At 49.5% G+C, this 11,193-nt stretch carries 13 protein-coding genes; 9 read left to right on the plus strand and 4 right to left on the minus strand.

What is annotated here, in order from left to right; translation table 11 throughout:
* The first annotated feature begins 132 nt into the window (after nucleotides 1-132).
* Nucleotides 133-1,422, plus strand: a complete 1,290-nt coding sequence (locus ACM1PF_RS13615) for a glucose-1-phosphate adenylyltransferase (protein WP_416675373.1) — start codon at nucleotides 133-135, stop codon at nucleotides 1,420-1,422.
* A 216-nt stretch (nucleotides 1,423-1,638) separates the two neighbouring features.
* Here the strand turns inward: ACM1PF_RS13615 and ACM1PF_RS13620 are convergent, their stop codons facing one another.
* Both ACM1PF_RS13620 and ACM1PF_RS13625 read right to left on the minus strand, forming a co-directional pair.
* On the minus strand, nucleotides 1,639-3,231 hold the full coding sequence (locus ACM1PF_RS13620; RefSeq protein WP_416675374.1) for a M23 family metallopeptidase: 1,593 nt from the start codon (nucleotides 3,229-3,231) through the stop codon (nucleotides 1,639-1,641).
* A 52-nt stretch (nucleotides 3,232-3,283) separates the two neighbouring features.
* Nucleotides 3,284-3,538 (minus strand): hypothetical protein, encoded by a 255-nt coding sequence (locus ACM1PF_RS13625; RefSeq protein WP_416675377.1) that lies wholly within the window; start codon nucleotides 3,536-3,538, stop codon nucleotides 3,284-3,286.
* Nucleotides 3,539-3,788: 250 nt separating this feature from the next.
* On the opposite strand from ACM1PF_RS13625, the gene ACM1PF_RS13630 reads away from it, so the two are divergent.
* The 3 genes from ACM1PF_RS13630 (at nucleotide 3,789) to ACM1PF_RS13640 (ending at nucleotide 5,712) form a co-directional block, all read left to right on the plus strand.
* Nucleotides 3,789-3,971, plus strand: coding sequence for a CsbD family protein (locus tag ACM1PF_RS13630; protein WP_416675379.1), 183 nt, complete (start codon nucleotides 3,789-3,791; stop codon nucleotides 3,969-3,971).
* A 429-nt stretch (nucleotides 3,972-4,400) separates the two neighbouring features.
* On the plus strand, nucleotides 4,401-5,174 hold the full coding sequence (locus ACM1PF_RS13635) for a sterol desaturase family protein (RefSeq protein ID WP_416675381.1): 774 nt from the start codon (nucleotides 4,401-4,403) through the stop codon (nucleotides 5,172-5,174).
* A 232-nt stretch (nucleotides 5,175-5,406) separates the two neighbouring features.
* On the plus strand, nucleotides 5,407-5,712 hold the full coding sequence (locus ACM1PF_RS13640; protein ID WP_416675383.1) for an RNA recognition motif domain-containing protein: 306 nt from the start codon (nucleotides 5,407-5,409) through the stop codon (nucleotides 5,710-5,712).
* Between the two features lie 274 nt (nucleotides 5,713-5,986).
* On the opposite strand, the gene ACM1PF_RS13645 is transcribed toward ACM1PF_RS13640, so the two are convergent.
* A complete protein-coding gene (locus ACM1PF_RS13645; protein ID WP_416675384.1) occupies nucleotides 5,987-6,241 on the minus strand; it encodes a DUF3134 family protein in 255 nt (84 codons plus the stop codon).
* Between the two features lie 271 nt (nucleotides 6,242-6,512).
* Nucleotides 6,513-7,616, minus strand: coding sequence for a precorrin-8X methylmutase (locus ACM1PF_RS13650; RefSeq protein WP_416675387.1), 1,104 nt, complete (start codon nucleotides 7,614-7,616; stop codon nucleotides 6,513-6,515).
* An 87-nt stretch (nucleotides 7,617-7,703) separates the two neighbouring features.
* Between ACM1PF_RS13650 and ACM1PF_RS13655 the strand changes: the two genes are divergently transcribed.
* From ACM1PF_RS13655 to ACM1PF_RS13675, 5 genes are all read left to right on the plus strand, one after another.
* Nucleotides 7,704-9,614 carry a heavy metal translocating P-type ATPase gene (locus tag ACM1PF_RS13655; RefSeq protein WP_416675390.1) on the plus strand — a complete coding sequence of 637 codons (1,911 nt, stop codon included), beginning with the start codon at nucleotides 7,704-7,706 and terminating at the stop codon, nucleotides 9,612-9,614.
* 68 nt (nucleotides 9,615-9,682) lie between these two features.
* A complete protein-coding gene (locus ACM1PF_RS13660; RefSeq protein ID WP_416675391.1) occupies nucleotides 9,683-10,072 on the plus strand; it encodes a hypothetical protein in 390 nt (129 codons plus the stop codon).
* Nucleotides 10,073-10,156: 84 nt separating this feature from the next.
* Entirely contained in the window at nucleotides 10,157-10,297 is a 141-nt protein-coding gene (locus ACM1PF_RS13665; RefSeq protein ID WP_416675394.1) for an HNH endonuclease, read from the plus strand.
* Entirely contained in the window at nucleotides 10,272-10,475 is a 204-nt protein-coding gene (locus ACM1PF_RS13670; protein ID WP_416675397.1) for a hypothetical protein, read from the plus strand. The genes ACM1PF_RS13665 and ACM1PF_RS13670 overlap by 26 nt, the downstream gene beginning before the upstream one ends.
* The gene (locus tag ACM1PF_RS13675; RefSeq protein WP_416675399.1) at nucleotides 10,472-11,056 is read left to right on the plus strand and encodes a Uma2 family endonuclease; all 585 of its coding nucleotides are present in this window, start codon (nucleotides 10,472-10,474) and stop codon (nucleotides 11,054-11,056) included. Before ACM1PF_RS13670 ends, ACM1PF_RS13675 begins: the two co-directional genes overlap by 4 nt.
* Nucleotides 11,057-11,193 lie beyond the last annotated feature (137 nt).

Below are 11,193 nucleotides of genomic sequence, written 5' to 3' on the forward strand. Positions count from 1 at the left end.
CTACTCCCTCTCTCCCCATTTCACCCCTATTCATAAATCTTTGTTGTCCTAGCCCCTTGCCAACTGCTACCTACAGTCCGACACTGTAGTTGGGAGTTGATTGGTTGTTAAGAAGCAGTTAAAGAGGTCACTGTGAAGAACGTACTAGCGATTATCTTGGGTGGGGGAGCAGGAACCCGCCTGTATCCATTGACAAAATTACGCGCGAAGCCTGCTGTACCTCTAGCAGGAAAGTATCGCCTGATTGATATTCCTGTTAGCAACTGTATCAACTCAAGCATTTACAAAATCTATGTGTTGACACAGTTTAACTCAGCCTCATTGAACCGTCACCTCTCTCGCACCTATAGCTTTTCTGGATTCCACGAAGGGTTTGTTGAAGTATTGGCAGCCCAGCAGACACCAGAAAATTCCAACTGGTTCCAGGGAACGGCTGATGCAGTCCGCCAGTATATGCGGCTGTTTGAAGAGTGGGATGTAGATGATTATCTAATTCTCTCTGGTGATCATTTGTATCGAATGGACTACGCTGACTATGTAGAACGTCATCGTGCATCCGGTGCAGATATTACCCTCTCGGTTCTGCCGATCGACGAGAAGCGCGCTTCTGATTTTGGTCTGATCAAAATCGATAATAATGGTCGAATCCTCGACTTCAGTGAAAAGCCGAAGGGAGATGCCCTGAAGCAGATGGCGGTTGATACCACCGTGCTGGGTTTAGATGCAGAACAGGCAAAACAAAATCCCTACATTGCCTCAATGGGCATTTATGTGTTTAAGCGGGAAGCACTGATTCGCCTGCTGAACGAATATGCAGACTGCACTGATTTCGGTAAAGAAATTATTCCAGCAGCGGCACCCCAGTACAAAACTCAGGCCTACTTATTTGATGGGTATTGGGAAGACATTGGGACGATCGAGGCTTTCTATGATGCCAACCTGGCTCTAACCCAACAACCCCAGCCCCCGTTCAGCTTCTACGATGAGAAGGCTCCTATTTACACCAGAGGCCGGTATTTGCCGCCAACGAAGGTGCTGAATTGCCGGATCACAGACACGATGATTGGTGATGGCTGCATTCTCAAGAACTGTCAGATCCACCATTCAGTGCTGGGGATTCGGACACGGATTGAGTCGAACTGCAATATTCAAGACTCTCTGATTATGGGAGCCGATTTTTACCAGCAGGCAGATAAGCGGCAAGCCGATATTGATAAGGGAATTGTCCCCATCGGCATTGGGGCCAATACCACGGTTCGTCGGGCTATCATTGACAAAAATGCTCGGATTGGTCGAGATGTTCAGCTGATCAACAAGGATCATGTTGAGGAAGCGCAACGGGAAGACCAGGGATTCCACATCCGCAGTGGCATCATTGTCGTCATTAAGAACGGTACGATTCCAGACGGAACCATTATCTAGAGCAGTCTAAGTATCCAGGGCGACCCAGGCTGACCTGGCTGGCAAAAGTATCTGGTGACAACCCAAACATTAAGTTGTGGCAGTTCCAGCACTGGTTTTCAGAGTGCAGTTGAGCTGTACACAACTTTTTTCAGATCTGTCGATTTTAGATTCTGTCGATTTTAGATTCTGTCGATTTTAAATCTGTCGATCGGTTTGGTTGATAAGCATGGCTCCTTAGCTGTCGGGTTTATCCTGGGATTGGGCTGCGACTCTCACTAAGTCCAGGAATTTGCCTGAATAGCGGAAGGGGGAAGGTAGTTCCAGCCCTGAGTTCGATTGAGCGATCTGAGGTGATCGCCCCATTTGGGCCAGGGCATATTCCAGGGCTGGGCCTGGATTCATCACCGTCCATCCTTCCTGGGTCATTCGCCGAAACTCAAAGTGAAGATGGGGCCCGGTTGATAACCCCGTACTACCAACTCGACCAATCACTTCTCCCTGCCGCACCACATCTCCTGGACGGACAAAGATCTCAGATAAGTGGGCATACAAGGTCTGTTCTGTGCCGTCATTGTGCAGGAGCACGATCGTCAGACCATATCCCCCTAAAAAGTTAGACACTTCAACCCTGCCGTCAAAGGCTGCCAGCACTGGGGTTCCCTGCGGTGCGCCAATGTCTGTGCCGGAATGGAACCGGACTGCACCTGTAACGGGATGAGTCCGCCAACCGAAGGAAGAAGTGATAACGGCTGGAATCGAGAGGGGAAAGAGCAGACTGGCATTACCGTTACTGAGTTGGGCCGGCGGACGAACACTGAGATTGTAATAATCCCGCGCAGAAGTACTATTTGCCCGAATGGTGTAGACACTATAGGCAGAATCGGTTTGTCCCGTTGGGCGGGCAGCGATCGAGGACTCGCCGGAGGGTGCCACTATTGGCTCAACATTGGCATGAGTCGCATCGTTATCCTGATTTGCCGCAGAGGAGCTGCTATTCTCAACAGTGGTATCAGGCGGACAAATGCCACTGGGGAGGGTCTGCTGGGGGCTAAGAGCAGCTTCACAAATGGATTGGGCTAGCAATGAGCCATTGAGCAAATCATCATCCAGGAAGCTGGCATCGAAGGGATTAGCAGCGTCGGACTCCGAGGCATTCTCAAAGGCAACGATCGCATTTTCTGCCAGATTGGGGGCAATTAAACTATTCAACGACAGTCTGCTTCGTCCCGCCAGGGCTGCATCATCGGCTTGCTGTTGTAAAGCGGCAAGTTCTTCAGGGGTTAGGGCTTGAACCTGAACATTCGATACGGCTGTCCTGGCATGGTCTGATTGGGCAAGTTCCGCGAGTTCACTGGCATCAACGGTCTGGAGGGGAGGTGCAGGAGCAGCAGGGGCTTGCGGGCTGGGGCTTGCGGAGGGAGACGGTGAGGGAGTGTCCCCATCCGGTTTGGCAGCAGCGGCCGTTACCGTTTCATTCGGCTTGGCAGCGGCTGGATTGGCTGTCTCAGGTTTGGCAATTTCGGGAAGCAGGGCAGGGGGATTTGGTTTGGGCAGCTCAACGGTTTCTGCGGGAGTCAGAGGTTTGATGGGAAGCGGAGGGCGGGCCGCTGATGGTGGGTCATGGGTTACTGGGACGGTCAGGGGAGGGAGCGTCTCAACGGGGGCGATTGGGTTCACTAGCTCCAGATTCACAGCAGGAGTGGCATCGGGAGCCAACGTGTCCGGTGATGGATTGAGGTCAGGGGGAGTTGAGGCGATCGCGTGGGCAGTTGCCTCTTGGGACAGGAGAGCAGCGATCGTGTAGAAAGCAGCAGTGGAGATGCGCATGGTAACTATCCAGGGGGCGAGCACGATAATTTTTATACCGTTACGCCATCCTTCAGTGGAAATCAGGATAAAACAATGGGTCTACATCATTTCTTGAAACTTGCCTGAAAACTGCTGAATCTTCCTGATCAGAGAAGATTTCGATCGAATATCCTGACTGCGTTGCCAGCTCTGCCTTTGATCCAGACAGCAAAATGAAGTAATATTTCTTGATCAGGGAAGTATAAAATTCACAAAATTTTTGCAAATAAACCGTATTTTCACTTAATTTATCTGTTTTTTGTTGAGCGGTAATAGCCGGGCGCAACCGGAAAAACGGGTTTCAAATCACGTTTGATTCTGCCAGCAAATCTGCTCCCCTGGCAGGATGCGTCTTCCTGCCCTATTACTTACGGTTCATCCGGATCACCCTTAAGGGGAGTAACAATAGGCTTGAAGGATGCATCCTTTGATGGAAGATGCTTTTGGTAAATCTCGATACTGTTGAAGAAAGGTCAAAACCGAGCGAACAGCGTTTTAACCTTTGCAACTAGTTACAACTAGCATGGAGAGAACATATGTCTTTAGAAGATAGAGCAAAAGCAACCGCTAAAAACATTGAAGGTAAAGCTCAAGAAGCCAAGGGTGAAGTGACAGGCGATCGGAAAGACAAGGCTGCGGGTCAAGCCAAGCAAGGCGAAGCTCAGGTTCGTCACGGTGTAGAAGACGCAAAAGATAGCGTAAAAGATGCGATCGACTAGACGCAGTTAACTAAGGGTGACTATCGGGAGCATCCCTTTTGCGCCAATCAATTCACCTCCGTAGCGCAGGCATCTTGCCTGCCAGTGAGATAATTATTGCGCAAATGCAAAGTTGGGATACACCCGTGATCACCTCGGCTCAGTCGAGCAACCGTTAGCGTTAAACAAGATAGTGGTTCAACTGGCTCTGTAGCAAAGAGCCGATCGACTGAGTTCAGTTCAGTCGGGGCGAGTATTTCTTCGCTTCTACTGAGATACCTTGGGTAGGGACACATAGATTGCCCCTACCTTTTGGCATTCATCCGCCTGGAATGAAAAATTATTCTACGATCGTACCAACGCCACGGAGTTTCCATGCCACATCAACGCTAAAAGGGCATATTCTCTAAATGTGTAGGAGTGTTTGGCTTTAAAAAGGAAACTTTGAAATTGCTAGATCAATCATTTGAGTATTACTGGTCTGTTCTCTTCGGACTGATTTTAATTCGTTACTTTTTGATTGCCGGAGGAGCGTACTGGCTGTTTTACCGATGGCAACAGCCCTCTTTGAAGCGAACCTTACGGCGATCGCCCCCCTCGCTGCAAGCTATTCGAACTGATATTAAACTCTCGGTACTTTCAGCGATCGTGTTTGCCCTGGGCGCGGCTTTCATTTTGCGGGAATACAACCTGGGCAGAACGCTGGTTTATAGCGATCCGGCTCAGTACGGGTTGTGGTACCTCGCAGCCAGCTTCATGACAGTGCTACTTTTACAAGATTCCTACTTTTACTTCATTCATCGGGCAGCGCACCATCCCCGTCTGTTTAAGTGGATGCATCATGGGCATCATCGCTCCGGTGATCCAAGTCCCTGGACTTCTTTTGCCTTTGATCTGCCTGAAGCTTTGATTCAAGCCCTATTTTTCGTTGCTATTGTCTTTGTAATTCCGCTCCATATCGGTACTCTGATCGCCGTACTGTTAACAATGACGCTTTGGGCCGTTTGGAACCATCTGGGGTTTGAGTTGTTTCCTGCCAACTTTTCTCGCCACTGGCTGACTCGATGGCTAATTGGCCCAACTCACCATGCCATCCATCACCGTAAGTACACTGCTCACTATGGACTCTATTTCACTCTCTGGGATCGGCTGCTGGGAACGCAGGATCCAAACTACGAAAGTGTATTCGACGCGACTTTAAATCGTCCCTCACGGGAACTGTGAGCCAGAAAACCGTCAAATGTAACCGAAAGTAACGAAAAATGTAAACATTTAAGTTGATTTTGGCAGCAGACCGATCGCCCCCTTCCAAAAGATGTGTTACGGTAGAGAACGAGTAAAGGTAATTCGGTAGTAGTGTTGGTGTCTAGTATTGGCGGGTTTTTTCCACGTTGGGTATGGGCAGACTCCTCTCCGAAATCTCACTCTCTACGTCCTACGATTTTGGAGACTGTTTATGTCTGTTTACATTGGTAATCTTTCCTACAGTGTAACTGAGGAAGATTTGACGGCTGTGTTCGCGGAGTACGGTACGGTGAAGCGAGTTCAGCTTCCTACCGATCGTGAAACGGGCCGGATGCGGGGCTTTGGCTTCGTTGAAATGGGTACGGAAGATGAGGAGCAAGCGGCGATCGATGCGCTGGATGGTGCAGAGTGGATGGGCCGTGACCTCAAGGTTAACAAAGCAAGACCTCGTGAGAACAGAGGTTCTGGATCCTTTGGTGGCGGACAAAGAAACAACAACTATTCTCGCAGCTACTAGGGAAGACGAATTGAGTTCATTATAAATTTTCGCTGGTAGGGATAGGGTATTACCACGTCCCTATCAGTTCCTAGTGTCACACTCCTACGATGTGATCATTGATTTGAATTTGAATGATTAAAGAGGTTCAGGTAAGTTCAATGCCTGAACCTTTTTTGGTGCAATGTTTTGGTGCGATGTTTAGGAAAACCGTTAAAACAAATTTTGGCTTTTGCGATTTTCTAATATGCAGGCAAGATGCCTGCACTACGAAGGTCATTCAACCTCAACCCCATTAATCTTCTTCCCAGGAATCATCATCACTATCATCATCCTTGTCAAAGTTGTAAGACGTTTCGATGATGTCATCCAACTCTTCTGCTACTTTTTCTTCAGTACCCGGCTCAACCTCGCGGCTTTCAAACCGACCCGTGCTTTCTAGCCAGTGTAAAAGTGACTCCCTTTCCCTGGGAGGAATCACCCGTGCCTGCTGACTCAAAGACTCTTGATGAAGAGCAGGATTAGATATCGCAGACGTGTGCGGAACCATTTTGCTTACCTATTGAGGTTTGTTCTTCAATCTTAGCGTCCAGCTCTGGATTCGGCGGGCGATCGGCTGATTCTAGCCCATTCACCCGTCAGAAATATCAGAAATATAGTGCTACGCACTGAGATTAGGAAGGTAAAAGCCCCGCGCTGCGGGGCTTTTACCTCTAAATTTGTCCTAACTACTGTGACTACAGCTATATCAGAAATATCAGAAAGACACGGAAAATAACCTACCTGGCAGGAGCACACCGCAGAACACTTTTACAGCTCCCTCAGCCCTTTTCCAAATAACAGTGACAATCGGGCTTGGCAATGAGGGATTCTGCCAGGGCATTCAGTACCGTCGCAGCCAGTAACCCTCCCCCCAGGGAACCTTCAATCGTGATGTAGGGAACGCTCGATCGCATGAGTAACCGTTTGGCGGCAGGGGCATGGCTAAACCCTATGGGCATTCCAATCACCAGGGCGGGCTGAAGGTGTTGCTGGGCGATCGCTTCACAGACCGTCAGCAGCACCGAGGGAGCATAGCCAATCACCAGAATGCAGTTCTGAGGAAGCTGATGCAGCCGTGTTTTCAACTGATCATCCTGCCAGAATTCCTGCTCTAGCTCTGCCGCACTCTGGAGATGAGGGTTGTCAATTAAGGGAGTGATGGAGCAGTGGAGATGGGCAAATCGCGTCTGATCCAGGGCAGCCGCCACAATTCCACTATCCGTGAAAATGGGACAGCCCGCCTGAAGGGACGATCGCGCTGCCTTCAGGGCATTCTCCTGACCTCGGCTCAACCGGACAAAGGACAGCAAACTGACATCCCCGCAGGCTAAGACCAACTTTTCCAGTAAATCTCTTTCTATTTCCGAGCGATCGCTCAGATCCGGCAACAGCCGTTGCAAGGACTCCTGAAATTGCTCTGGATGGGCATGAACCTGGGCATCTAAACCACTCCAGAGTTTTTCCAGTCCCACCTGCGACTCGACCTCTAGCTGCTTCAGTTGCGCTAAGGCCTGGGCCTGAATCGACTGACAGGAATGATCGCGCCCTAATAGTCCTTCCAGGGCCACGGCCGTTTGTCGCAGGTGCGTCATCTGCTGCATGACGGACTGATATTGCTGCTGAAGTTGTGCCATCAGGGTTTGGGTTTGCTGCGTTTCCGGCTCCAGTTCCAGCAGCTTATGAATATGGGATAGCTGAAAGCCCTGTTGTTTCAGAGCCACAATTCGCTTTAATCGCTGCACATCTCGATTGGAGTAGAGCCGATAGTTTCCTGGCGATCGATCGGGTTGGGGCATTAAACCCAGTTGGTGATAGTGGCGCACCATCCGGGGGGTAATCCCATTTCCTACAGCTTTGGTGAGTTCTGCGATTGTTAGCGGCATAAACCAGCCTCAAACTTTCCGTTTTTTCTTGACCTTAACATCAATGTCAAGGTTTAGGGTGAAGGATAGTTGAATCTGTAAATCGGTATGCTGTTTCCGTCGCGCTTTAAGTTCCCTGGTGCTCAACAGTTTGAGACGATCGCTGCCTTCGCCTGTGCCGTGCTGGTGCTGTTGGGCTGGTTAATCCTCCAGATGAACTGGATTGGATTGGCAGTGCTGGTGCTCTGTGCGGCCTATGTGATCGGCGGATACGAGAGTGCGCGGGAGGGGTTCACTACCCTACTGGAGGAAAAAGAGTTAGATGTTGATTTGCTGATGATTGTGGCGGCCCTGGGCGCGGCAGGGTTGGGGCTGTGGCGACAGGAATATTTCTTGATTGTGGATGGCGGAATTTTGATCCTGATTTTTGCCATTAGTGGAGCATTGGAAGGCTATGCCATGCGCCGGACAGAGCGGAGTATTCGGGGACTGATGCAGCTCACGCCAGATACCGCCAGAGTGCTGCGGGGCAATGGCGAAGTGGCGGTAACTATTGCTCAGTTGCAGGTCGGCGATCGGCTATTGGTCAAACCGGGGGAACGAATCCCGACGGATGCTTTAATTACCGACGGTCACAGCACGATCAATCAGGCGGCGATTACAGGGGAATCTATCCCGGTGGAAAAAGCGATCGGCGATGAAGTATTTGCTGGAACCCTGAACGGCAATGGGGCGTTGCAACTCAAGGTTCATCAACCGCCAGAGAGCAGCCTGATTCAACGAGTGATTCGGCTGGTGGAACAGGCCCAGACCGAAAAGCCCCCATCGCAGCAGTTTATCGAACGGTTCGAGCGGGGTTATGCCAAGGTAATTGTGATCGCTGGAATTGTTCTGGCACTACTGCCCCCATTTCTCTGGAATTGGGATTGGGAAACGACGATCTATCGCGCCTTGATTTTCCTGGTGGTGGCTTCTCCCTGCGCCTTGATGGCCGCCATCATGCCGACGCTACTTTCAGGCATTGCCAACGGAGCCAGACAGGGAATTTTGTTTAAAAATGGCTCTCAGCTCGAACAAATGGGACGACTTCAGGCGATCGCCTTTGACAAAACTGGTACGCTAACGACTGGACAACCCGATGTCTGTCAGGTGATTCCCGCGCCTGGGTATGCCGAACGAGAAGTCTTGCAGGTGGCAGCGGCTCTGGAAGCCTACTCCGAACATCCGATCGGTCAGGCCATTTACCAGTATGCGACTCGACAGATGCAGGTTCCCCCGGCTCAAGAAATACAAGCCTCACCGGGACAGGGCATTTGGGGACTGGTCAATGACCAATCGGTGCGAGTCGGGCGGTTTGATTTTGTGAAGCCTCATCTGTCGCAATGTCCAGACCTTCTACGAACCCAGAGCCAACAATGTCAGCAAGAGGGCAAAACCGTAGTTTGGGTGGTGCAGGAAAATCTGGCTTTGGGATTGATTGTGATTGCCGATCGCGTCCGCATTGATGCGACCCAGACGATCGCCCAACTCAAGGCGATTGGGGTGTCTCCCATCATTATGCTGACGGGAGATAACCAGGAAACCGCTCGAACTGTGGCCGCTGCTGTCGGAATTGATCAGGTTTACGCGGAACTATTACCGGAGGACAAGCTGGACTTGATTCGGCAATTGCAACAGAAATATGGGCATGTGGCGATGGTGGGTGATGGCATTAACGATGCGCCTGCCCTGGCTCAGGCTTCGGTGGGGATTGCGATGGGAGCGGCGGGGAGTGATGTGGCTCTGGAAACGGCCGATGTGGTGTTGATGGCCGATCGTCTGGATAAAATTGCAACGGCCGTGAAATTAGGACGGCGATCGCAGGCAATTGTCAAGCAAAACATTGTCTTTGCCCTGGGATTTATTGGACTCCTGCTGATAGCCAACTTCACAGGCAATATTAATCTCCCCCTGGGCGTAATCGGTCATGAAGGCTCGACCGTGCTAGTGACCTTAAGTGGACTGCGGCTGCTGCGGTAGGTTACATTTAACAGTGCTAGCGTACTACTGAAAGAAACCCAGTCTGCACAAATAGTTGAGGCGCGACTATGAGTACCCAAATCACAATTACTTTACCAGATGAGGTTTACCAGCGGGCTGAACGTTTTGCGCGATTGGCTAACCGGGAGGTTGCTAGTATTTTGGCAGATACAATTCAACTTTCCATTCCACCTGTTCGAGCAGATATTCTCGATCTTGAACCGATCTCAGACCTCGCTGATGAACAGGTTCTAGCTCTAACAGACTTACAAATGGAACCCGATCAGGATGCTCGACTAAGTGAATTACTCGATCGTCAGCAATCAGGCTTTTTAATAGAAGATGAGCGTTTAGAGCTACAGTCTCTCATGCAAATTTATCAAGAGGGACTACTACGAAAAGCGACTGCGTTGAGTGAAGCTGTCAAGCGTGGATTGATCGAACCTTTAAGCGAGTGAGCCAAATATCTGAAGAAGTCCGGATGAAAGTGAGGGCAGCGGCATAACCAGTGTGGTTACTGCCGCTGCCTTCAGAAGTATGTTTTGGGAGTTTTAGAAATTGAATACATCATACCCAAAGCAGTCGGTGGCTCTGATGATGAGGAAAATCTGTGGCTTGCCTGCCGTTTATGGAATTCCTATAAGGGGGTACAAACCCATGCTAAAAGTTTGGGAAGCCCCTGATTCCGTTCAACCAAAAATCAGAAATAAAGTTGAAACGTCCCATCAAAAGCGAGAACAGGCAAAACAACTGCTAGAAATTGCTAAAACAGGAGTAGAAAGGGCGATCGAAACAGATGAGGCGACAGCCACAGATTGGATCAACAAACAGCTAAAAGCCTTGGGAGTGAAAATCTCATGATCATGCAAATTGAAGAGGAAAAGATTTATACACCTGAAGAGTATCTTGAGTTTGAGGTGAACTCAGAGATTCGGCATGAATATATCAATGGAGAAATCATTTCCATGACTGGCGGTACCCCTGAACATAATGAAATTGCCAGTATTCTCAATGCGGCATTAAGAGCCAGCTTAAAAGGGAAACCGTACAGTATTTTTGTTGCAGATCAGCGACTTTGGATTCCAGATCGCAATCTTTATACTTATCCAGATGTCATGGTTGTTCCCCGTCCGCTCCAACGACAGCAAGGGCGAACTGACACAATTATCAATCCAGTGATGATCGCTGAAGTCCTTTCAAAGTCAACCAAAAGCTACGATCGAGACGAAAAGTTCTCAGCGTATCGAACCCTTCCAACATTCCAAGAATATCTATTGATTGATCAATATACTCCTCATGTTGAGCAATACTTCAAAACTGGCTCTCACAAATGGATTTTTACTGAATATGATGATATGAAGTCGTCTATTTCACTATCATCAATTCCCTTTGAAATTCGTTTAGCAGATCTCTATGAGAATGTTGAATTTGGGGCATCTTAAATCAATCAGAAATTAGAAGCCGGGAGCATCCCATTAATGCACATGGATCGATTTCCGTAGCGCAGGCATCTTGCCTGCCAGTGAACGATCCATCACGCAAACGCAAACGTGGGATACACCCGTTGACGGCTACTCTT

It is taken from the genome of Egbenema bharatensis FJBBOT/2019 (genome assembly GCF_048077055.1).
GTDB classification, from domain to species: domain Bacteria; phylum Cyanobacteriota; class Cyanobacteriia; order Elainellales; family Elainellaceae; genus Egbenema; species Egbenema bharatensis.

Bases quoted from the DNA above. Each gene is read 5' to 3' on its own strand.
- ACM1PF_RS13620 (WP_416675374.1), bottom strand. From the start codon at position 3,231: ATGCGCATCTCCACTGCTGCTTTCTACACGATCGCTGCTCTCCTGTCC.
- ACM1PF_RS13630 (WP_416675379.1), top strand. From the start codon at position 3,789: ATGTCTTTAGAAGATAGAGCAAAAGCAACCGCTAAAAACATTGAAGGT.
- ACM1PF_RS13640 (WP_416675383.1), top strand. From the start codon at position 5,407: ATGTCTGTTTACATTGGTAATCTTTCCTACAGTGTAACTGAGGAAGAT.
- ACM1PF_RS13645 (WP_416675384.1), bottom strand. From the start codon at position 6,241: ATGGTTCCGCACACGTCTGCGATATCTAATCCTGCTCTTCATCAAGAG.
- ACM1PF_RS13650 (WP_416675387.1), bottom strand. From the start codon at position 7,616: ATGCCGCTAACAATCGCAGAACTCACCAAAGCTGTAGGAAATGGGATT.
- ACM1PF_RS13655 (WP_416675390.1), top strand. From the start codon at position 7,704: ATGCTGTTTCCGTCGCGCTTTAAGTTCCCTGGTGCTCAACAGTTTGAG.
- ACM1PF_RS13660 (WP_416675391.1), top strand. From the start codon at position 9,683: ATGAGTACCCAAATCACAATTACTTTACCAGATGAGGTTTACCAGCGG.
- ACM1PF_RS13670 (WP_416675397.1), top strand. From the start codon at position 10,272: ATGCTAAAAGTTTGGGAAGCCCCTGATTCCGTTCAACCAAAAATCAGA.
- ACM1PF_RS13675 (WP_416675399.1), top strand. From the start codon at position 10,472: ATGATCATGCAAATTGAAGAGGAAAAGATTTATACACCTGAAGAGTAT.